At 69.5% G+C, this 21,131-nt stretch carries 20 protein-coding genes and 1 tRNA gene; 14 read left to right on the forward strand and 7 right to left on the reverse strand.

Annotation, left to right across the window (positions count from 1 at the left end; all coding sequences use genetic code 11):
* Positions 1-27: 27 nt before the first annotated feature.
* Positions 28-921 carry a LysR family transcriptional regulator gene (locus Q392_RS06105; RefSeq protein ID WP_038203120.1) on the forward strand — a complete coding sequence of 298 codons (894 nt, stop codon included), beginning with the start codon at positions 28-30 and terminating at the stop codon, positions 919-921.
* A 195-nt stretch (positions 922-1,116) separates the two neighbouring features.
* Here the strand turns inward: Q392_RS06105 and Q392_RS06110 are convergent, their stop codons facing one another.
* Positions 1,117-1,956, reverse strand: coding sequence for a helix-turn-helix domain-containing protein (locus Q392_RS06110; protein WP_038203124.1), 840 nt, complete (start codon positions 1,954-1,956; stop codon positions 1,117-1,119).
* Between the two features lie 79 nt (positions 1,957-2,035).
* Here Q392_RS06110 and Q392_RS06115 point away from each other — a divergent pair, with 79 nt between their 5' ends.
* The 3 genes from Q392_RS06115 to Q392_RS06125 all read left to right on the forward strand — a co-directional run bounded on the left by Q392_RS06115 (position 2,036) and on the right by Q392_RS06125 (position 4,024).
* Positions 2,036-2,440, forward strand: a complete 405-nt coding sequence (locus tag Q392_RS06115) for a group II truncated hemoglobin (protein ID WP_038203513.1) — start codon at positions 2,036-2,038, stop codon at positions 2,438-2,440.
* A 2-nt stretch (positions 2,441-2,442) separates the two neighbouring features.
* Positions 2,443-3,051: a Crp/Fnr family transcriptional regulator gene (locus Q392_RS06120; protein WP_051952966.1), complete on the forward strand. Its 609-nt coding sequence runs from the start codon at positions 2,443-2,445 to the stop codon at positions 3,049-3,051.
* A 79-nt stretch (positions 3,052-3,130) separates the two neighbouring features.
* Entirely contained in the window at positions 3,131-4,024 is an 894-nt protein-coding gene (locus Q392_RS06125; protein ID WP_211260204.1) for a DUF6920 family protein, read from the forward strand.
* 23 nt (positions 4,025-4,047) lie between these two features.
* Here the strand turns inward: Q392_RS06125 and Q392_RS06130 are convergent, their stop codons facing one another.
* Complete coding sequence (locus tag Q392_RS06130) at positions 4,048-4,716, reverse strand: Smr/MutS family protein (RefSeq protein ID WP_038203127.1); 669 nt, start codon at positions 4,714-4,716, stop codon at positions 4,048-4,050.
* Positions 4,717-4,747: 31 nt separating this feature from the next.
* A complete protein-coding gene (gene radC, locus Q392_RS06135; RefSeq protein ID WP_038203131.1) occupies positions 4,748-5,425 on the reverse strand; it encodes a RadC family protein in 678 nt (225 codons plus the stop codon).
* 73 nt (positions 5,426-5,498) lie between these two features.
* On the opposite strand from radC, the gene Q392_RS06140 reads away from it, so the two are divergent.
* From Q392_RS06140 to Q392_RS06165, 6 genes are all read left to right on the forward strand, one after another.
* Entirely contained in the window at positions 5,499-5,957 is a 459-nt protein-coding gene (locus tag Q392_RS06140; RefSeq protein WP_038203133.1) for an FKBP-type peptidyl-prolyl cis-trans isomerase, read from the forward strand.
* 2 nt (positions 5,958-5,959) lie between these two features.
* The gene (ispH, locus tag Q392_RS06145) at positions 5,960-6,925 is read left to right on the forward strand and encodes a 4-hydroxy-3-methylbut-2-enyl diphosphate reductase (RefSeq protein WP_038203136.1); all 966 of its coding nucleotides are present in this window, start codon (positions 5,960-5,962) and stop codon (positions 6,923-6,925) included.
* Positions 6,922-7,893, forward strand: a complete 972-nt coding sequence (locus tag Q392_RS06150; protein WP_038203138.1) for a threonine/serine dehydratase — start codon at positions 6,922-6,924, stop codon at positions 7,891-7,893. Before ispH ends, Q392_RS06150 begins: the two co-directional genes overlap by 4 nt.
* A gap of 35 nt (positions 7,894-7,928) precedes the next feature.
* Positions 7,929-9,260, forward strand: a complete 1,332-nt coding sequence (gene serS, locus Q392_RS06155; protein WP_038203141.1) for a serine--tRNA ligase — start codon at positions 7,929-7,931, stop codon at positions 9,258-9,260.
* Positions 9,261-9,320: 60 nt separating this feature from the next.
* Positions 9,321-9,410 (forward strand) — tRNA-Ser (locus Q392_RS06160).
* A 196-nt stretch (positions 9,411-9,606) separates the two neighbouring features.
* Positions 9,607-9,969 (forward strand): Arm DNA-binding domain-containing protein, encoded by a 363-nt coding sequence (locus Q392_RS06165; RefSeq protein WP_051952969.1) that lies wholly within the window; start codon positions 9,607-9,609, stop codon positions 9,967-9,969.
* A gap of 146 nt (positions 9,970-10,115) precedes the next feature.
* Here Q392_RS06165 and Q392_RS06170 read toward each other — a convergent pair whose 3' ends face one another.
* Positions 10,116-10,562: a MarR family winged helix-turn-helix transcriptional regulator gene (locus tag Q392_RS06170; RefSeq protein WP_038203144.1), complete on the reverse strand. Its 447-nt coding sequence runs from the start codon at positions 10,560-10,562 to the stop codon at positions 10,116-10,118.
* 237 nt (positions 10,563-10,799) lie between these two features.
* Here Q392_RS06170 and Q392_RS06175 point away from each other — a divergent pair, with 237 nt between their 5' ends.
* Both Q392_RS06175 and Q392_RS06180 read left to right on the forward strand, forming a co-directional pair.
* A complete protein-coding gene (locus tag Q392_RS06175; RefSeq protein ID WP_038203146.1) occupies positions 10,800-11,285 on the forward strand; it encodes a tripartite tricarboxylate transporter TctB family protein in 486 nt (161 codons plus the stop codon).
* A gap of 10 nt (positions 11,286-11,295) precedes the next feature.
* Positions 11,296-12,807: a tripartite tricarboxylate transporter permease gene (locus tag Q392_RS06180; protein ID WP_038203149.1), complete on the forward strand. Its 1,512-nt coding sequence runs from the start codon at positions 11,296-11,298 to the stop codon at positions 12,805-12,807.
* On the opposite strand, the gene Q392_RS32670 is transcribed toward Q392_RS06180, so the two are convergent.
* From Q392_RS32670 to Q392_RS06190, 3 genes are all read right to left on the reverse strand, one after another.
* The gene (locus Q392_RS32670) at positions 12,749-13,417 is read right to left on the reverse strand and encodes a hypothetical protein (RefSeq protein WP_169748283.1); all 669 of its coding nucleotides are present in this window, start codon (positions 13,415-13,417) and stop codon (positions 12,749-12,751) included. The genes Q392_RS06180 and Q392_RS32670 overlap by 59 nt on opposite strands.
* 190 nt (positions 13,418-13,607) lie before the next feature.
* The gene (locus Q392_RS06185; RefSeq protein ID WP_051952973.1) at positions 13,608-15,515 is read right to left on the reverse strand and encodes a sensor histidine kinase; all 1,908 of its coding nucleotides are present in this window, start codon (positions 15,513-15,515) and stop codon (positions 13,608-13,610) included.
* Positions 15,516-15,552: 37 nt separating this feature from the next.
* Positions 15,553-16,245, reverse strand: coding sequence for a response regulator (locus tag Q392_RS06190; RefSeq protein ID WP_051952975.1), 693 nt, complete (start codon positions 16,243-16,245; stop codon positions 15,553-15,555).
* Positions 16,246-16,455: 210 nt separating this feature from the next.
* Here Q392_RS06190 and Q392_RS06195 point away from each other — a divergent pair, with 210 nt between their 5' ends.
* Together Q392_RS06195 and Q392_RS06200 are read left to right on the forward strand one after the other, a co-directional pair.
* The gene (locus Q392_RS06195; protein ID WP_051952977.1) at positions 16,456-18,822 is read left to right on the forward strand and encodes a sulfatase family protein; all 2,367 of its coding nucleotides are present in this window, start codon (positions 16,456-16,458) and stop codon (positions 18,820-18,822) included.
* A 17-nt stretch (positions 18,823-18,839) separates the two neighbouring features.
* Entirely contained in the window at positions 18,840-21,128 is a 2,289-nt protein-coding gene (locus Q392_RS06200) for a sulfatase-like hydrolase/transferase (protein WP_245610649.1), read from the forward strand.
* Positions 21,129-21,131: the final 3 nt, after the last annotated feature.

Genomic DNA, 21,131 nt, shown 5'->3' on the forward strand with positions numbered 1-21,131 from the left:
AATGCCGATCAAAAGAGGCGTTTTCCCTTGAGCATCAAGTCCTCTCTGCCCGAACTCAGGGTTTTCCTGATGCTGGCCGAAAGCGGGCATTTCACCCGGGCGGCCGAGCGGCTGGGGATGTCGCAGTCCTCCCTCAGTGCGGCGCTGGGCAAGCTGGAGCGGCTGCTGGGCACGCGCCTGTTCGACCGCCACACCCGCGCCTGCCGCCTCACCGACGCCGGCATGGCCCTGCTGCCCACCGCCCAGCGCCTGGTGGCCGACTGGGACCGGCTGGTCGCCGACGCCAAGGACTTCACCCGCTTCGCCCGCGGCCGCATCGCGGTGGCGGCACCCAACGCGCAGTGCGCGCTGCTGCTGCCGCCGGTGGTCCGGCGCTTCCAGGCGCAGTACCCGGGGGTGCGCGTGGTGCTGCACGACGTGCCGGAGCACGAGGTGCACTCGCTGGTGCGCAGCGGCGCGGCGGACCTGGGCGTCGCCACCCAGACCGACGTGCGCACCGATCTCGTGGCCACGCCGCTGCATGTCGACGAGTTCGTCGCCGCGATGGCGCCCGACCACCCGCTGGCCGGGCGCCGCAGCCTGGAGTGGGCGCAGCTGGCGCGCCACCCGGTGATCGGCTACCTGCCCGGCAACCCGGTGCGCCGGCTGCTGGAGGAGAAGCTGGCCGAGCGCGGCATCGTGCTGGACTGCCCCTTCGAGATCGCGCTGCCCTGGACCATGATGGGCCTGGCGCGCGAGGGTCTGGGCGTGGCGGTGGTGACGATGGCGCTGCGGCCGCTGGCGCTGTGGCACGGGCTGGAGGTGCGCAGTGTCGGCCGCCCGCAGGTCGCCCGCACCATGACGCTGCTGCGCGCGCCGGGCAATTCGCCCTCGCCGGTGGTGGCGGCCTTCCGCGACGCGCTGGTGGCCGCGGCCGCCTGAGCGCCCGCCTCAATTCAAACGCTGCGTGCCACCCGCAGCCTGCGAAACAGAACGCCCTTCTCCGCTCCGAAGGCCGCGGAGCAGGCCATGCCAGGGCACCCGCGGAACTGGCTTGGCCAAGCCGCTGGGTGCGCCCCCCCTCCCGCCGGAGGCGAGAGAGGGGGGAGCGGCGAAGCCGCTTGGGGGTGTTTCACTTCAACCTGCCGCGGCGAGCGCCCGCAGCGCCTCGGCGGTGGCGGCATCGGCGGGGAAGAAGGACTCCACCGCCAATTCCTGCAGCGTCACGTCCACCGGCGTGCCGAACACCGTCGTGGTGCTGATGAAGCTCAGCAGCCCGGCCGGCGTGCGCAGTTGCAGGGGCACCACCACGCTGCCCGGCTCGCCGCCCGGCAGCGCCGCCTCGCGGCCGGGCTGCGCCACCGGGTAGGCGGCCAGCTCGTCGTGCAGGGCCTGCAGCGCGGCGTCGGCAGTGGCGGCCACCTGCTGCTGCAGGCGCATGAGCAGGTGTTCGCGCCATTGCGCCAGGTTGGCGATGCGCGGCGCCACTCCCTCGGGATGCAGCGACAGGCGCAGCACGTTCACCGGCGGCGCCAGCAGGTGCGGCGCGGCGCCGGCCAGCAGCATCGGCACCGTCGCGTTGTGGGCGACGAGCTGCCAGTGGCGGTCCACCGCCAGGGCGGGGTAGGGCTCGTGGCCCTTGAGCACCAGCTCGACCGCCTGCCGGGCGGCCGCCAGCGCCGGGTCGTCCAGCGCGCGCTGGCGGTACATCGGCGCGTAGCCCGCGGCCACCAGCAGCGCGTTGCGCTCGCGCAGCGGCACCTGCAGCCGCTCGGCCAGTCGCAGCACCATCTCGCGGCTGGGCGCGGCGCGGCCGGTCTCCACGCAGCTCAGGTGGCGGGTGGAGACCTCGGCCTCCTGCGCCAGGTCGAGCTGGCTCATGCGGCGGTGCTGCCGCCAGTGGCGCAGGTGCGCGCCGAAGGGGTCGCGCACGCCGGGGCGCGCCGCGGCGGCCGTGTGGAAGGAGGGGCTGCTCATGCCGGCGATTCTGGCGGCGGCCGCGCGGCGCGGCCATGACCTGCGGGGTCATGGGATCGCGGCCGGGGACAATGCGCGCATGCAGATCCAGGACAAGCCCCCCTTCGACACGCCCTTCGAGTGGATCGGCGGCGAGGCGAAGGTGCACGCGCTGACCGAGCGCTTCTACGACCTGATGGACCTGGAGCCCGCCTACGCCGCGCTGCGCGCGGTGCACGGCCCCAGCCTGGACAACGCGCGCCAGCGCCTGTTCTGGTTCCTGTGCGGCTGGCTGGGCGGCCCGCAGCACTACACCGAGCGCTTCGGCCACCCGATGCTGCGCGCGCGGCACCTGCCTTTTCCCATCGGCATCAAGGAGCGCGACCAGTGGCTCGCGTGCATGGACCAGGCCATGCACGAGACCGGCGTGCCCGAGGACCTGCGCACGCGCCTGGCTCAGTCCTTCTTCCAGACGGCGGACTGGATGCGCAACAAGGGCGGCTGAGGATGCGGGGGCCGAGCGCTGCCGCAGGGCTGCTGCATGCGGCCCTCGAAGACGCGCTGGGCCGCGGCGTGCCGCGCGGCGTCGCCGACGCGCTGGCGCCGAGGTTCTCGGCCCGCGCACTGGCGCGCGGGCAGCCGCTGCTGCGGCCCGGCGAACGCTGGGGCCAGGCCTTCCTTGTCGAGCGGGGACTGGTGCGCATGCACTTCCTGCGCCGCGACGGCAAGGAGTTCAACAAGAACTTCTTCGTCGAAGGGGCGCTCGTGTGCCCGCTGACGCCGGCGATGGAGGAGCAGCCCTCGCTGTTCGGCATCACCGCCATGGAGCCCACGCGCCTGTGGACCTGCCCCGCCGCCGCATGGCGCGAGACCCTGGCGCTGCACGGCTGCTGGCAGCCCCTGCGCAGCGAACTGCTGGCGCGGCTGCTGAGCGCCAAGCTGCAGCGCGAGCACGACCTGCTGGCGCTGGACGGCCGCCGCCGCTACGACGCCTTCTGCGCCCGTTTTCCGGCGCTGGCCGTGCGCGTTCCGCTCATGCACCTGGCCACCTACCTGGGCATGACCGACGTGTCGCTGTCGCGGCTGCGCCGCCGCGGCGCCGACGCCGCCGGTTGAGCCGCTGAACATTTGTTAAGGCGCCCGCCCGCGGACGCGGCCATCCTGCCGGCGTTTCAACCCTGCCGGATGGATGAACATGTCGAAGACGAGAAAGAGCCTGTGGGCAGGCGCCGCCATCGTGGCGGGCCTGGGGGCGGTGGTGGCGGCCCTGGCCCTGTCCACTGCCGCCGACGTCGAGAACTTCCACCGGGCGGTGGCGCAGGCCGGCCGCCGGCTGCCGGCGGCCAGCGCCGGCAGCGATGCCTGGGCCGGGCTGCCGGCGCCGGTGCAGCGCTACTTCCGCTTCACCTTCGGTGACGCGCCGACGCCGGCGCTGGCCTACGTGGAGGTGGAGATGGCGGGCCGCTTCCGCCGTCCCGGGCGCACGGAATTCGCGCCCACCACGGCGCGCCAGACGCTGGCGGCCGGCACGCCGGCCCTGATGTTCGACGCCACCACGCCGGTGATGCCCGGCGTCTGGGCGCGCGCCTATGACGCCTACATCGACGGTCGGATGGAAATGAAGGCCAAGCTGCTGTCGGCCGTGGCGCTGGTGGACGAGAAGTCGTCCCCCGAACTGGACCGCATCTCGCTGCGCCGCTGGCTGCTGGAGAGCCCGCTGTACCCGACCGCCCTCCTGCCCGGCGGCCCGGTGCGCTGGGAGGCCGTCGATGCCGAGCATGCGCGCGCCGTCGTCCGGCGGGGCGGCGTGAGCGCCTCGATGCTGGCCCGCTTCGCGCCCGACGGACGGCTGCTGCACTTTGCCGCCGAGGAGGACGGCGACCTGGAGACGCCCTATCACGGCTCCGGCGAGTTCGCCGCGCGCGACGACTATCGGCTGGTCGGCGGCCTGCGCCTGCCGATGCGCTTTCGGATCGCCCGCGCCGCGGGCGGGCAGCGATTCCCGTTCTGGGAGGGGCACGTCGTCCGCGTTCGCCTGCACACGGCGCAGGGCCTGGCCGCGCAGATGGAGGCCGGTCCGCCGATGTAGCGGCGGGGCAGGTGCCAGGGCGTTCAGCGCCCCGCCGGCGCCAGCAGCACCACCAGCGCTCCCGCGCCGCCTTCGGCCGGACGGGCCTGCACGAAGGCCAGCACCTCCTTCTTCTGGATCAGCCAGCGCTGCGCCTTGAGCTTGAGCACCGGCTGCTTGCCGGGCGAGCCCAGGCCCTTGCCGTGCACCACCCGCACGCAGCGCACGCCCTGGCGGTGGGCGGTGCGAATGAAGGCGCCCAGCGCCTCGCGCGCCTCGTCGCTGCGCAGGCCGTGCAGGTCGATCTGCCGCTGGAGGGTCCATTCGCCGGCGCGCAGCCGGCGCGTCACGTCGGTGCCGATGCCGGGGCGGCGGAAGCTCATCTGGTCGTCGGCGTCGAGCAGCGTGCTGACGTCGAACTCGTCCGAGAGCGATTCCCGCAGCACCGCCGCGGCGTCGAGCTGCTGCTGCACGGGCTGCGGCGCCGGCGGTGCGGGCGACAGCACCACCACGGGCTTGTGGCGCAGCGGGCGGGTGGCGCCGCGGTCGGCGCCGATGGCGCGGGCGAACAGGTTCTGCTCGGCCTCCCGCCGCCGCGCCTCGGCGGCCCGCGCCGCGGCCTCGGCGGCCTCGCGCTCGCGCTGCTCGGCCAGGGCGCGCTGCACCTGCTTCAGCTCGGCCAGGCTCTTGAGGGCAGGGGTCTTGGCGGGCATGCGGGCAGTGTCGCACGCCCCGTGCGGCGGTTCAGACCAGGCCGGCTTCGGCCATCGAGAGGGCCTGCCCGGGCGCGACGATCACGTGGTCCAGCACGCGCACGTCCACCAGCGCCAGCGCGGCCTTGAGCGTCTGCGTCAGCGTCTCGTCGGCGCGCGAGGGCTGCACGCTGCCGCTCGGGTGGTTGTGCGCCAGCACGACGGCGGCGGCGTGGTGGTGCAGGGCGCGCTTGACCACCTCGCGCGGGTACACGCTGGTCTGCGCCAGCGTGCCGCGGAACAGCTCCTCCAGCGCGATGAGCCGGTGCCGGCTGTCCAGGAAGAGGGCGGCGAACACCTCGTGCCCGTGCCCCGCCAGGTGCAGTTGCAGGTAGCGCTTGACGGCGTCGGGCGCCTCGAACACCGTGCGCTCGCCCAGTTGCTGGGCCATCGCGCGGCGCGCTAGCTCCAGCACGGCGATCAGCTCGGCGCGCTTGGCGGTGCCGCCCAGGCCCTTGATGCGCCGCAGGTCCTCGGCGCCGGCCTGCAGCAGCCCGGCGAGGCCGCCGAAATCGTCCAGCAGGCGCTGCGCGAGCTGCAGCACGTTGCAGCCGGCCACGCCGGTGCGCAGCAGCAGCGCCAGCAGTTCGGCATCGCCCAGGGCGGCGGGGCCGCGCGCCAGCAGCTTCTCGCGCGGGCGGGCATCGGCCGGCAGGTCGGTCAGGTTCATGGATCTCCTCCCCGGGGGCGCGGGAAGCACCCCTCTTCTAAAATCGCCGGTCCAGTTTATCGGGGCGCTTCCCTTGTCTTCGCACACCACCGACGCGGTGGTGCAGCCCGGTTCCTTCCTCACGCTGCACTACCGCCTGGCCGGCCCGGCCGGCGACATCATCAACACCTTCAGCGACAAGCCGGCCACGCTGTCGCTGGGCACGGGCGAGCTTTCGCCCGCGGTGGAGCAGCGCCTGCTGGGCCTGGCCGAGGGCGCGCACCGGACCTTCGAGCTGCCGCCCGGCGAGGCTTTCGGCGAGCGCAACCCCGAGATGCAGCAGTGGGTGGCGCGCTCGCTGCTCGCGCAGATGGGCGACCCGGACGAGCAGTACCACGCCGGCGACGTGGTGCAGTTCCCCACGCCCGACGGGGCCGGCAGCTACGCCGGCGCGGTGATGGAGACCAGCGAGACGGCGGTGCGCTTCGACTTCAACCACCCGCTGGCTGGGCAACCCGTCACCTTCGAGGTGCAACTGATCGGCGTGCTGTGAACATGGGCGGCGTCAACCAGATCGTCCTGGCCGAGCCGCGCGGCTTCTGCGCCGGGGTGGACCGCGCCATCGAGATCGTCGAGCGCGCGCTCGCCAAGTTCGGCGCGCCCATCTACGTGCGCCACGAGATCGTGCACAACACCTACGTGGTCAACGAGCTGAAGGCCAAGGGCGCGGTCTTCATCGAGGACCTGGCCGAGGTGCCGCCGGGCGCCACGCTGGTCTTCAGCGCCCACGGCGTGAGCAAGGCGGTGGAGGCCGAGGCGCAGGCGCGGGGCTTCTCCATCTTCGACGCCACCTGCCCGCTGGTGACCAAGGTGCACGTCGAGGTCGCCAAGCTGGCGCGCGAGGGCTACGAATTCATCATGATCGGCCACAAGGGCCACCCGGAGGTCGAGGGCACGATGGGCCAGCTCGACCACGGCATCCACCTGGTGGAGGACGTGGAGGACGTGGCGAAGGTGCAGCCCGCGCAGACCGAGAAGCTGGCGGTGGTGACGCAGACCACGCTCTCCGTGGACGACGCCGCCGAGATCGCCGCCGCGGTGCGCACGCGCTTTCCCAAGGTGCGCGAGCCCAAGCAGCAGGACATCTGCTACGCCACGCAGAACCGGCAGGACGCCGTCAAGCTGCTGAGCCCGCAGGTGGACATCGTCATCGTGGTCGGCAGCCCCACCAGCTCGAACAGCAACCGCCTGCGCGAGCTGGCCGAGCGCCTGGGCACGCCGGCGCACATGGTCGACTCGGCGGCCGAGCTGAAGGCCGAGTGGTTCGAGGGCCGCGCGCGCGTGGGCCTGACGGCCGGCGCCTCCGCGCCCGAAGTGCTGGTCGCCGAGGTGATCGAGCGCATCCGCGCGTTGGGCGCGGTGTCGGTGCGCTCCATGCCGGGCATCGAGGAGAAGACCAAGTTCCCGCTGCCCAAGGGCCTGCGGCTCGACGACATCCCGCCGCCCCAGCACATCTCATGACGCAGCACATCGACGACGACATCGACTGGCACGCCGAGATCGGCGCCGCCGCCCGCCGGCTGGGCGGGCACGTGGGCTCCTTCCTGCGCGAGACGCCGCTGTGGCGCCTGCCCGCGGCGGCGCTGGGCGTGGAGGGCGCCGGCGAGGTCTGGCTGAAGCTGGAGCACCTGCAGACCAGCGGCAGCTTCAAGGCGCGCGGCATGCTCAACCGGCTGCTGGCCGGCGAGATCCCCGAGGCGGGCGTGGTGGTGGCCTCCGGCGGCAATGCCGGCATCGCCACCGCGGCGGCGGCGCGGCACCTGGGCGTGCGGTGCGAGGTTTTCCTGCCCGGCGTCTCGTCCGAGGCCAAGCGGCAGCGGCTGCGCGCGCTGGGCGCGCAGGTCAGCGTGGTGGGCGAGGTGTATGCCGATGCCCTGGCCGCCTGCCTGGCACGCCAGCAGGCCACCGGCGCATTGCTCACGCATGCCTACGACCAGGTCGAGGTGGTGGCCGGCGCCGGCACGCTGGGCCTGGAGATCGAGCGCCAGGCAGGCGCCGCGCCCGACGCGGTGCTGGTGAGCGTCGGCGGCGGCGGCCTGGCCGGCGGGCTGGCGGCAGCCCTGGCCGGCCGCTCGCGCATCGTCGCGCTGGAGCCCGAGGCCGCGCCCACGCTGTTCCGCGCCCGCGAGGCGGGCCAGCCGGTGGACGTGGAGGTGGGCGGCATCGCCGCCGATTCGCTCGGTGCGCGCCGCATCGGCAGCCTGGCGTGGCGGATCGCGCAGCGCCACGTGCTGGAGGCGCTGCTGCTGTCCGACGACGCCATCCGCGCCGCCCAGCAGTGGCTGTGGCGCGAGATGAAGCTGGCCGTCGAACCCGCCGCCGCGCTGCCGCTGGCCGCGCTGCACAGCGGCGCCTGGCGGCCCGCGGCCGGCACCGCCACCTGCCTGGTCATCTGCGGCGCCAACGTCGATCCCGCCACGTTGGGTTGAAGCGCCGGCATCGGGCCTTTCCCTAGAATCGCCCGATGCTCGACATCAACCTGCTGCGCAAGGACCTGCCCTCGGTCGTTGCGCACCTCGAAACCCGAAAAAAGAACCAGCCGTACCTCGACGTCGGGCGCTTCACCGCCCTCGAGGCCGAACGCAAGCAGCTCCAGACCCGCACCGAGGAGATCCAGGCCCGGCGCAACGCGCTGAACAAGCAGATCGGCCCGCTCAAGGCCAAGGGCGAGCCGGTCGATGCGCTGATGGCCGAGGTCGGCGCGCTCAAGGCCGAGCAGGAGGCTTCCGCCGTCCGCCTGGACGAGCTGCAGCCCGAGCTACAGGCCCTGCTGCTGGCCGTGCCCAACCTGCCGCACGAGAGCGTGCCGGCCGGCGAGGACGAGAAGGACAACGTCGAGGTGCGCCGCTGGGCGCCCGTGGGCGGCGAGGGCGCCGACGCGCCGGCCTTCGCCTTCGAGCCGCGCGACCACGTGGACCTCGGCGCGCCGCTGGGGCTGGACTTCGAGACCGGCGCCAAGATCGCCGGCGCGCGCTTCACCTTCATGAAGGGCCCCATCGCACGACTGCACCGCGCGCTCGCGCAGTTCATGCTCGACGTGCAGACACAGCAGCACGGTTATACCGAGTGCTACGTGCCCTACATCGTCAACGCCGACACGCTGCGCGGCACCGGCCAGCTGCCCAAGTTCGAGGGCGACCTGTTCGCCGCCAGGAAGGGCGGGCAGGAAGGCGAGCCCGTGCCCGACACGCAGGCGCTGTACCTCATCCCGACCAGCGAAGTGCCGTTGACCAACTACGTGCGCGACACCATCGTGCCCGAGGCGCAGCTGCCGCTGAAGCTGACGGCGCACACGCCCTGCTTCCGCTCCGAGGCGGGCAGCGCGGGGCGCGACACGCGCGGCATGATCCGCCAGCACCAGTTCGACAAGGTCGAGATGGTGCAGATCACCCATCCCGCGAAGAGCTACGAGGCGCTGGAAGAGATGACGCGCCATGCCGAGGCCGTGCTGCAGGCGCTGGAACTGCCCTACCGCGTCGTGCTGCTGTGCACCGGCGACATGGGCTTCGGCTCGACCAAGACCTACGACCTGGAGGTGTGGCTGCCTGCGCAGGACACCTACCGCGAGATCAGCTCGGTGAGCAACTGCGAGGCCTTCCAGGCCCGGCGGCTGCAGGCGCGCTTCAAGAACGCGCAGGGCAAGAACGAACTGCTGCACACGCTCAACGGCTCGGGCCTGGCCGTGGGCCGCACGCTCGTCGCGGTGCTGGAGAACCACCAGCGCGCCGACGGCTCCATTGCCGTGCCCAAGGCCCTGCAGCCCTACCTGGGGGGGCTGGAAGAACTTCGGCCCTGAAGCGGAGTCGGGGCGATTCTCTCTGCTAGAATCGCAGGCTTCGACAAATTTGCAGCTTGTGGAGAGGTGGCAGAGTGGTCGAATGTACCTGACTCGAAATCAGGCGTACGTGCAAGCGTACCGTGGGTTCGAATCCCACCCTCTCCGCCAAAACTAGGTTTTTGATGGTCCTCATAGGTCCTCATCACCGCCCCGAAACCCCCGTCAGCTCTTGGCTACGGGGGTTTTTTCATTCCCCAACGTCCGCTTGGGTAGCCATGAATCCGCCGCTTCCGGTTGGTGGTTCTGTTGGTAGTTGACGGCAAGCCTGTTGGTATGGGACTGCCGACTCAAGAAAGGACGATGCATGAGTCTCACCGACACACAAATTCGCAAGGCCCGCGCCGCCGACAAGCCGGTGAAGCTGTCGGACGGCGGCGGGCAGCAACTGCACCTGATGCCCACGGGGGCCAAGCTCTGGCGCTGGGCCTGCCGGCTTGATGGGCGGCAGAAGCTGATGGCGCTGGGCGCCTACCCTGAAACCACGCTCGCTGAAGCCCGGCAGCAGCATGCCGCTGTGCGCCGCCTGCTGGCGCAGGTGGAGCTGCGGGCAGCCATGTCCCATCGGGAGTGTGCACCACAGGAGATCACGATCCTGGCAACAAGGAGGATCAAGACGACGCCGGCCGCACTGGCAGCCGAAGCGCGTAGGCGATCTGCTCATCCGTGAATCTCAGCTTCTTCATCGATTCTCTTTGCCCCGTTCTCGGGGCGCTGAGAAGCGGCAGTACCTCCAGTTTCGATCTGCACGGTGCTCACAGGGATGTGAGGTCCCTTCCGCATCTGGAGCTGCAACTGCAACAAGGCTAGCTTCGCTTAGGCATTTCTGTCTTTCGACGCCGACTGGGCGATCGCCTTCGCCATGCGGGCCGCCTCGGCGAGTGCAGCCAAATGGGTCTCGTGCAGTGACGCCAGTTTGAGCAACTTGCGCCGTCCCTTGGGCAGCAGATGGATCTCGGTCTGACGGCGATCCACGTTGCTCTGGCGGCGCCGAACCAGCCCCGCTTCTTCGCATCGCGAGATGAGCGCCACGACCCCGTGCACCTGCGCCTGCAACCGCTCCGCGATCTCCGACACCGTCGCCCACTCGCGTCCTGGAAATGCCTGCGTGTGCAGCAGCAACTGGTACTGCAGCACCGTGATGTCTTCGGCCCGCGCGGCATCCTCGCTGAAGCGCAGGAAATTGCGCAGCTGATGCCGGAAGTCGGACAACGCCTCCAGCCGCTGCTTGTCGGTCCTCGGCGCGGGATCAGGGTCATTCATGAGCAACCTTGCGGAACTTTTCCTCGTACTTTAGCTCGCGGCGGGGCCGTCCGTCCTCGACCTGCCGATCAGCAGGGTAATTACTCATGATGTGATCTATATTGACTCATAACATGACATATCTGACGGCACCCTGACGTCTTGCGGCTCGCAGCAGTGAGCCGCCGAGCGCGAACAGCCGGCGCATCGCACCGAGACTTCGTTCGCACGCCTGCCCTCCAACCATTCCTCCGATCGATGAAGATTCAAAGCCAGAAGGACTTCTTTTCCGGCCTCATGTTCACCGCCATGGGAACGGCCTTCGCCGCCGGCGCGACCAGCTACCACGTCGGCGACGCCGCCCGCATGGGCCCTGGCTACTTCCCGCTGCTGCTGGGCGTCCTGCTGGCCGTGCTGGGCCTGGTGGCGGTCGCCGGCGCCCTCACGGTGAAGACTGCCGATGGCGAACCCATCGGCCGGGCCGCTTGGCGGCCTTTGCTGCTGATCATCGGCGCCAACGTGGTGTTCGGCATCCTGTTGGGCGGGTTGCCCAGCATCGGCGTGCCGGCCATGGGGCTGATCATTGCCATCTACGCGCTGACGCTCATCGCCGCCATGGCCGGCACCAGCTTCGCGCTGCGGCCCACGCTGATCCTCGCGACCATCCTGGCCGTCGGCAGCTACCTGGTCTTCATCGTCGGCCTGAAGCTGCAATTCCAGGTCTGGCCCACCTTCATCAGCTGAGACCGGCATCATGGAATTGTTCGACCACCTCGCCCTCGGCTTCCAGGCCGCCTTCAGCCTGCAGAACCTGGCCTACGCCTTCGTCGGCTGCCTGCTGGGCACGCTGATCGGCGTGCTGCCCGGCATCGGCCCGGTGCCGACCATCGCCATGCTGCTGCCGGCCACCTACGCGTTGCCGCCGGTGGCCGCGCTGATCATGCTTGCCGGCATCTACTACGGCTCGCAATACGGGGGCTCCACCACAGCGATCCTGGTCAACCTGCCCGGTGAATCGTCCTCGGTGGTGACCGCTATCGACGGGCACCAGATGGCCAAGGCCGGGCGCGGCGGGCCGGCGCTCGCCGCGGCCGGCCTGGGCTCCTTCTTCGCCGGCTGCGTGGGCACCGTCGTGCTGGCCGCCTTCGCGCCGCCGCTGACCGAGCTGGCCTTCAAGTTCGGCCCCGCCGAATACTTCAGCCTGATGGTGCTGGGCCTGATCGGCGCCGTGGTGCTGGCCTCCGGCTCGTTGCTCAAGGCCATCAGCATGATCATCCTGGGGCTGCTGCTGGGTCTGGTGGGCACCGACGTGAACTCCGGCGTGGCGCGCTACAGCTTTGACATTCCGGAACTGACCGACGGCATCAGCTTCATCGCCATCGCCATGGGCGTGTTCGGCTACGGCGAAATCATCTCCAATCTGGGGCAGCCGGAGGAGGATCGCGCGGCCTACACGGCCAAGCTGCACGGCGTCTGGCCGACCCGGGACGACTTCAAGCGCATGACGCCGGCCATGCTGCGGGGCACCGCGCTGGGCTGTTCGCTGGGCATCCTGCCGGGCGGCGGCGCGTTGCTGTCGTCCTTCGCGTCCTACACCATGGAAAAGAAGATGAAGCTCAAGCAGGGCGAGACGCCCTTCGGCCAGGGCAACATCCGCGGCGTAGCGGGCCCCGAGTCAGCCAACAACGCCGGCGCGCAGACGGCCTTCATTCCGCTGCTGACACTGGGGATCCCCGGCAACCCGGTGATGGCGCTGATGGTGGGCGCCATGACCATCCACAACATCCAGCCGGGCCCGCAGGTCATGAGCAGCAACCCCGAACTCTTCTGGGGCCTGATCGCTTCGATGTGGATCGGCAACCTGATGCTGATCGTGCTGAACCTGCCGCTGATCGGCATGTGGATCAAGTTGCTGTCCATCCCGTACAAGTGGCTGTTTCCCGCCATCGTGCTGTTCTGCGCCATCGGCGTGTACTCGACCAACAACAATACCTTCGACGTGTGGATGGTGGCCGTGTTCGGCGTGGTCGGCTACGTCTTCATCAAGCTGGGCTGCGAGCCAGCGCCGCTTCTGCTGGGGCTGATTCTGGGGCCGATGATGGAGGAGAACCTGCGCCGAGCGCTCCTGCTCTCGCGCGGCGACTGGTCCGTGCTGGTCACGCGGCCGATTTCGGCCGGCCTGCTGGTTGCCGCCGCCATCATGGTGGTTATCGTGCTGCTGCCCGCCGTGAAGTCCAAGCGCGAGGAGGCCTTCGTGGAGGCATAGATTGATGAAGGGTGGCTCCATTCGTCTGACACGGATCGGGCGAAGACGCGCGGAGTTCTGCTGAATTGACTGCATTGGCACCCGAGGGATGAGGCAGACCATCAAGAATGCGGTCACGAGACATATGGCCTTGCGCTGCCAACCAGTGCAGCGCATCGGCCACTTTGTCGCCCAGCGGGACGAAAACGGCGTTCGACAAAATCGCCGCGTCTTGAGCGAAGCCTGCGACTAGTTGCTCACGAAGTAGGAGGGTGCGAGTCATGCCAGGTGCGCCGTTGTAGTTCTCGCCGTTCACGAACACCGGGTTGCGCAGCGCCGAAGTGGTTTGCACCAAGTGGGAGGATTGCGCGAAGAGTGCATCGCACCCGGGGATGCCGAGCCAATGATGAATGCAGATGGCATCCAACAAGCCCGTGAGATTCGGGCGCATGGGGCCGCTGAATGCGCCGGTCGCCTTGGCGGCGCGGAGAACCTCATCATTGCTGGCGCCAAGATGGATTCGGCGATGCGCCTCTCGAAGGGAGTCGAACATCTGTGTGCGTCCCGGCGTGATGCCCACGATCACGACCCGCGCCTGTTCGTTGATGAACTCGAAAGGGGAATAGCACACGCGCGGGGCACCATCCGCGACACGGGTGAGCTCGTCGAACAGGAAGGGCGCTCCGGCCGGTTCGGCTGACCTGAGAAGACTGACGGCTATCGATAGGCGTGCAGAGCGCAGCAGCGGCGGCCGGCGAGTTCGCGGGCGGCGCCAATCCGGCCGGCCCGTCGAGAGGTGCAGGGAGGGCCGGTGAAACAGGCTACAAGCGCTTCTCCTGCCTCTCATCAGTGCCGCCTGGGAGGTCGGGTAGCCGGGTCGGCAGGCGCAGGGTGACGCGGGTTCCCGCCGTCAGCGGTTCAACGGTGAGCGAACCACCGAGCTGCGCCGCTCTCCGCCTCATGTTGACAAGGCCTGCGCCCACGCCGACGACGTCATCGCTTTGGGCGAAAGGCTCGCCATCGTTTTCCACCGTCAGCAGTGCGCCTCCGCCGGCGCCCGCTTCTCCACGTACGGTGATGTGGGTGGCCGGACCGTGCTTACGCGCGTTGGTGATGGCTTCCTGCAGGATGCGTAGCACGTTCAGCGCCTGCGTGGGCGTCACGTTCGACACGTCCGGCAGCCGGACATGGCTCCAGTCCAGCGCGATGCCCACGCGCTTGAGCTGGCTGGCGAGTCGGTCGCGGTACGTCGCCAGTGCCAGGCCGAGTTCGCGGTCGCCGACGCTGAGCGAGTGGATGACCACCCGCAGGTCGTCCAGCGCGTCGCGTGCCGTGCGCTCGATGCCCTCGACGCGCTCGCGTTCGGCCAGCGCGATGATGGAGGCCAGGTGGCCCGACAGGCCGTCGTGCAGATCGACCGTCAGACGGCGCCGCTCCTCTCCCCGCACCTGCCGGGCGGCCTGTTGCCTTTCTTCGGCGTGGAGTTGCGACAGCTCGGCCTCGCGCTGCTCCAACTGCTCGCGCAGATGGATGTTGGCGCGGTCGAGACTGCGCAGGCTTTGGCCGAAGCGCCGCATCAGGAGGATGGTCAGACCCAGCAGTTCCAGCGGGCGGTAGTAGATCAGCACCTGTATCGGGTCGTCGATCACGCCCGCCACCGACAGCAGATCGTGCACCACCGCGCCTACCGACATCAGCAGCGGAATCAGCAGCAGATAGGCCTCGCTGCGGCGGCGCACCAGCGCAATCCAGCCCGCAGCGGCCAGCGCGCTGAGCATGCCCACGATATTGAGCGGCGCGCTGACCCACACCGCCAGCACCTGCGGAGGTGCCATGCCGATGGCCGCCAGCAGCACAGGAATGCCCGGAACCAACATGGGCATGAGCTGCAGCCAGCGTGGGACAGGCGTGCCGTTGATGATCAACAGCAGCATCAGCGGCATGAAGCTGGCGGCCGTGCCGAGGATGTAGGTCCACGGTAGCGCGGTTGCCAGCGGCGGATGGAAGTCGGCGAACTGGCCCGAATAGGCCAGCAGTGAAATGGTCAGCAGCGCGGCCAACCAGCCAAAGAACGGCTCCCTGGGGCGGTACAGCCAGATCACCAGCACGGCGGTGGCGAGCAGCAGCTGGCAGGCCAGCGCCATCAGGCGCAGATGCTCGAAGACGAACACGCGGGAGCGGTAGGGCGTCGCCATCTGCTGGAGCGTGCCCACGTGGACTTGCGACAGATAGCCCGGCATCACGCCGCGGGTCTTGAGGCGCAGCAGCAGCACGTTGCGGCCTGCGCGCAACTGGCTTTCGGGCAACTGCGTCATCATCGTGATGCCGGACGACAGGCCCAACTGCTGCGAGCGCGTTTCGGTGTTGAACAGCTCATGGTCCTGTAGCCAGACGCTCACGTTCTGGCTCAGCAGGGGGACGTAGAGATAAAGAGGTTCGGTGGCTGGGGCGGCGGGGAGGTCGAACGCGACTTCGTATTCGCCCACTTCGCCCTCGATGGCGACGAAGCCATACCAGCGGTGCGGCAGCGCGACCGTCCCGGAAAGGGGCGTGCCCGGCGGGCGGTGCGTGGCCTGGGTGACGGTGAGGCCGCCCTGCGGCTCGGGCAAGGGCAGCCATAACGGCAGCAGGCCCAGCGCGAGCAGCAGCAGGCTCAGCAGCCACCAGCGCAACCGGTGCAAGGCCACGTCGGCCGGGCCGAGGGCGGTGGTCAGGGTGGCGGCAGTCATGGGCACGCGGGGCTGCCGCGATTGTGCACGCCGCCTCTCAGAGTTTCAGCAAGCCCCGGCGCGACGCTTCGTAGACGGCTTCGGCGCGGTTGTTGGCTTCGAGCTTGCGATAGATGCTCTTCACATGCACCGGCACGGTTTGCTTCGAGATGCCGAGCTGCTCGCCCAGCTCGGCGTAGGTCAGGCCTTTGGCGATGCCCCAGAGGATGTCGATTTCCCGTGCCGTGAGCGCCTTGCCCAGCGGCGGCTGCGGCACAGGTGCCGGTTCGCTCAGGCGGCGCACGATGACGCGGGCGATGGACGAGGAAATGGGCGAGCGGCCGGCGCGCAGCTCTTCCACGGCCTCGACCAGCTCGAACGAGTCGGCGTCCTTCAGCAGGTAGCCCGCCGCCCCGGCCTCGATGGCCTGCACCACGGTTTCGTCGTCGGCCAGCACCGAGATGACCATCGCCTCCGAATCGGGGTTGAGCGCCCGCAGCAGGCGGATCGCCTGCGTGCCATGGCCGTCGGGCAATTGCAGATCGGTCACCAGCAGGTCGATGCTGCCGTCGCGCAGGTGCCGGACTGCTTCGGCCAGCGTGGCGCAGGCCGCTACCAGCTCCCCGCCCGTCCAGGCCTGCAGCAGGCGCGCAAAGCGCTCGCGCAACGGTGCGTCGTCCTCGATCAGCAGCACCCGGCAGGGCACGGGCGGGCTGGTGGATGCAGCGGCGGTGGCGGACCCGATGCTCATGGTGCGGGAGCTGGAATGAATGCGTGACGCGGCTACGGTAGCACGCCCTGGCTGCCGGGGCGGACCGCTCTACCCGAAACAGGGTATAGGTCGCTGCGGGCCGGACTCCTAGATTCAAGCGCATCGAGGAAGAGGAGATCCGGGAATGAACAGCATGATGCATCCGCCTGCCCGTTCGTGGCGCAGGTGTCTGGCCCTGGGCGCTGCGGCATGGGCGCTGGCTGCCTGCAGCGGCGGCGGCTCGGCGGCGCCGTCGGGCCGATGCCTTTACCTCCGCAGCCGCAGCCCGATCCCCAGCAGCCGCAGGCGAAGGCCAAGCCCAACATCCTGTTCATCGCAATCGACGACTTCGGCGTCGATCAGCTCACGGCCTATGGCTACGGCGGCGCCGCGCCGGCCAAGACGCCGAACCTGAGCGCCATCGCTGAAGCGGGGCTGCTGTTCCGCAGCGCCTGGGCCATGCCCACCTGCGCGCCCACGCGGGCTACCTTCTTCACCGGTCGCTACCCATCGAGCACCAACATCCTGAACGCGGTGGTGTCGAGCGACCTCGCCAACTCGGAAATCTCTCCCTACGAAGTGACCGTTCCCAAGCTGCTCAAGACGCAGGGCTACACCAGTGCGCTGATCGGCAAGATGCACCTGACCGGCTCCGATCTAGACGGTGGACGCAACCTGCCCTATGGCTGGCAGACCATGTGGAAGCTGGGCTTCGACCACTTCGACGGCTATCTTGACGGCGCACCGTACCCCATCGACACGCGCGCCGGCCTGTCCACCCTGGGCAGCGACGTGAGCGCGGGCCCCTACAAGTGCGGCTTCGTGCCGCGCGCGCAATTCACCGGTGGAGCCGACGCGGGCGCTTGCTATCAGGTCACGGGCAGTTGCGAGAACCTCACGGTGGACAGCGACGGCGTGGCGCCTGGCCGTGCCTGCATGGAACGCGGCGGCATTTTCGATCCCATGCAGAGCTGCCAGAACAGCGTCCCGGCTCATCTCGACTTCACGGCGCAGAACGGCTACTACACCGGCGAGTTCATCGTGAGCGAGGCCGACGGCAGCGCTCGCAAGGTCACGGCCAGCGACCCCACGGGACGCGGCTACCGGAGCACCATGGAGACCGACCGCGCCATCGCCTGGGCCAGGCAGCAGCAGGGCCGCGGGAAGCCGTGGATGATGACGCTGGGCTATTCGGCGATTCATGCACCCCTGCAACTGCCGCCCAAGGCGCTGCTGTCCGACGACACCCTGGGCCGCAACGACCCCTTCGTCTGCTACCCCGGCAGCGATGCCGAAGAAGGCCCCTCGCTGCCGGGCTCGGTGGCGGGCTTGGTCGATCCGCGCCTCATCACCAACCTGATGACCGAGGCGATGGACAAGGAAATCGGCCGCCTGCTGGTCGAGTTGGAGCTGGCCGCCTGGAACAGCGACGGCACCCTCAACTACCAGCCCGAGAAGACCAACACCGTGGTGGTGGTGATGGGCGACAACGGCACCTACGTCAACAGCGTCAAGCTCACCGCGCCTGGCCAGTTTGACGCGACGCGCTCCAAGGGCATGCCCTACCAGACCGGCGTGTGGGTGCCGCTGCTGGTGGCGGGGCCGATGGTCAAGCAGCCGGGCCGCGAAGTGCCGCACATGGTCAATGCCGCCGACCTGTACCAGTTGTTCGGCGAACTCGCCGGCGCCGACGTGGCCGCCAGCGTGCCGGCCAACCGTCCGGTCGACGGGCAGCCCATGCTGGCCTATCTGACCGACCCCGGCCAGCCCAGCATCCGCAGCATCAACTTCACCGAGGTCGGCACCAACTTCAGCAACCCGCAAGCCACCGCCACACCCTTCCCCTGCGTGATCGAGGCGGCGAACACCTGCATCGTGCTCTTCCCCAGCAAGGCGGTGTGCGAGGACCAGAGCGGCATGTGGTACGGCCCCGGCTCTGCCATCACGGGCGTTCCTACGCCCGGCGGTTTCAGCAACTGCGCACAGGTGTCGTCGCTGCGTGCCGCCAGCGCGCAGAGCGCGGTCAAGGTCTATCCCCGTGCGCAGAAGGCGGTGAGCGACGGCACATACAAGCTGGTGCGCCTGGACCGGCAGAACTGCCCGGTGAGCACCGATATCGACAACGCCGAATGCGACGGCTACGCGCAGACCGACGAGTTCTACAGGATCGACACCGCCACGCCCAACCCCACGCTCGACCGCGACGTGGGCGCCACGCTGGCATCGCCCCCCATCGCCACGGCGACATCGACGGACGGTGGTGCTCCGGTCATCACGGGCTTGAGCGGCGAACAGCGGATGGCCTACGACAAGCTCAAGGCCGAGCTGGACCGGCGCGATGCCACGGCCAGCTACAACCAGAACTACGACAGCGCGCACTGCCCAGGCGACGGAAACCGCGACTTCGCGGTCGATCAGGCCGACCTGGACAACTGGAAGGAACTGAGCCAGATCAACGGCGGCCAGTCGAGCTGGTACGACCTCAATCACGACGGCAAGACCGATGCGGCGGACCAGGCCATCATCCAGAGCAACATGGGCAGACGCTGCGATCCGCTCGTGGTGGGTGCCAATTGAGGCGGCGGGGAGAGGCGATGAACGCGATCCTGCGCAAAGCTGCGGCTACCTGGCTGGCGATGGTGATGTCCGCGCTACTGGTTGCCTGCGGCGGCAGCGGCGGCGGCCCGGGCGGCTTCTTTGGAGGGCTGCCCGCGGGCGGCGGGGAGCAGGGCGGCGGCGGCGCGCCGCCGGATCCGGCCACACCCCAGCCCAGTCCGCCCAACATCCTGTTCGTCATCATGGACGACGTGGGCGTCGACCAGATGGCCAGCTTCGGCTATGGCGGCAACACGCCGCCGCCCATGCCCAACATCGACGCGGTGGCCGACGCGGGCATCCGCTTCCGCAACACCTGGTCGATGCCCGAGTGTTCGCCGGGACGGGCCGCGTTCTTCGTGGGACGCTATCCGCTTCGCACCGGCATGTACCAGGCGCTCGGCCCGAACGACCTGGCCAATTCGCAGCTCTCGCCCCACGACGTGACGGTGCCCAAGCTGCTCAAGGCGGCCGGCTACGACAGCGCGATGTTCGGCAAGTTTCACCTCGCCGGGCCGGAGCACAACGCGGCGGGCAACACCACCCCAGCGCAACTGGGCTGGGACTACTTCTACGGATGGGTCGGCGGGCTGCCCGGTTCGATCGACACCAGCGCCGGCGGCGTCCATGATGCCGGCGAACCCCAAGCCTGCGGCTTCTATCCGCACCACTTCGCGGGCTCCTGCAGCTACGCCGACAACACCTGCGAGAACATGGCGCAGCCGGCGCTTTCCGAGGATTCGTCCGGCCTGCAGTGCCTGACCAAGGGCGGCATCTTCGTCAAGGACCACGTATGCGGCCAGCCGCTGCCGCAGGGCGTGGCGCTCGACTTCAGCAAGGAGAACGCCTACTACGTGTCGCCCCTGGTCATCGTGGAGAACGGCAAGGCCGAGGAGGTACCGCTGACCGACCCGCGGGCGCGCGGCTACCGCACCACCATCGAAACCGACGCGGCCGTCCGGTGGATCAGGTCGCGCCCGGCCAACAAGCCGTGGATGGCGACGGTGAGCTATTCCGCCGCGCACACGCCCTGGCAGCATGCGCCCAAGCGCCTGTCGCCGCAGACCAGTCCGCACCTCTCGGGCAACATCCTCGATTGCGGCAACACGGTGGCCGGCCGTGTCATCCAGAACCAGATGACCGAGGCCATGGACACGGAGTTCGGCCGCCTCATGGTCGAAACGGGCCTCGCGCAGCGCGGCGAGGGCGGCCACCTCGCCTACGACCCCCAGGCCAGCAACACGGTGGTCGTGATCGTGGGCGACAACGGCACGCTGGGCTACGCGGCCAAGCTGCCCTTCGATCCGACCCTGGCCAAGGGCACCTCGTACCAGACCGGCGTGTGGGTACCGTTGATCGTCGCTGGCCCGCAAGTGGCGCAGCCGGGCCGCGAGGTGGAGCACATGGTCAACAGCGTCGACCTGTTCCAGTTCTTCGGCGAGTTGGCCGGCGTGGATGCCCGCAAGGCGGTGCCGCGCACGATCGACGGCGTCGGTCTGCTGCCCTACCTGCGCGACGTCGGCGCGGCCAGCTTGCGCAGCATCAACTTCACGCAGTCGGGCATGAACCTCCAGGCCGACGGCGGCAGCAACGGCCCCTGCGTGATGAACCGCAACGCTGCGGCGAACCCGCCGGCGGGCGGCAGCTGCACGCAGATCCCGACCGCCAAGAGCGTGTGCGAGGACAACGGCGGCGTGTGGTGGGGCGGGGGCTATACCGACGCCTCCGTCGTGCCCAACGGCGGCACGGGCTATGTGCGCTGCTGGGAGGTGAACAAGGCCATCCACCTGGCCGATCCGTCCGCGCCCAAGGTGTCGATCTTGCCCGAGAGCTCGGCTGCCATCCGCGATCCGAAGTTCAAGATCGTGCGCAACACGGTCACCGACTACGACGCGGTGACGAATACCGCCGTCACCCTCGCCACCGAGGAGCTGTACGAGGTCGACCAGTCCAAGGGCACGCCCAGGCTCGAAGACCCCGCGGGCAAGGACCTGCTCAAGCAGCCGCCGCTGTCGGACGAGGCGCGCAGCGCCTACGTCGCGCTGAAGGACAAGCTCGACGACCTGCTGGCCTCCGAACCAGACTGCCCGGGCGATGGCAACAAGGATGGCGTGGTCGATGCGAAGGATGAGGGCAACTGGCACGAGATCGCCCGGGACTGGGGCTTGTCCAGCGTATATGACTTCGTCGTGGCCGGCGTGCTCGACGGTAGGACCGATGCAGCCGACGGGCAGATCGTTGCGCAGAACCTGGGCAAGACCTGCCCCAAGAGCCACGGGGTGTACTGAGAC

The organism is Xenophilus azovorans DSM 13620 (genome assembly GCF_000745855.1).
GTDB lineage: Bacteria > Pseudomonadota > Gammaproteobacteria > Burkholderiales > Burkholderiaceae_C > Xenophilus > Xenophilus azovorans.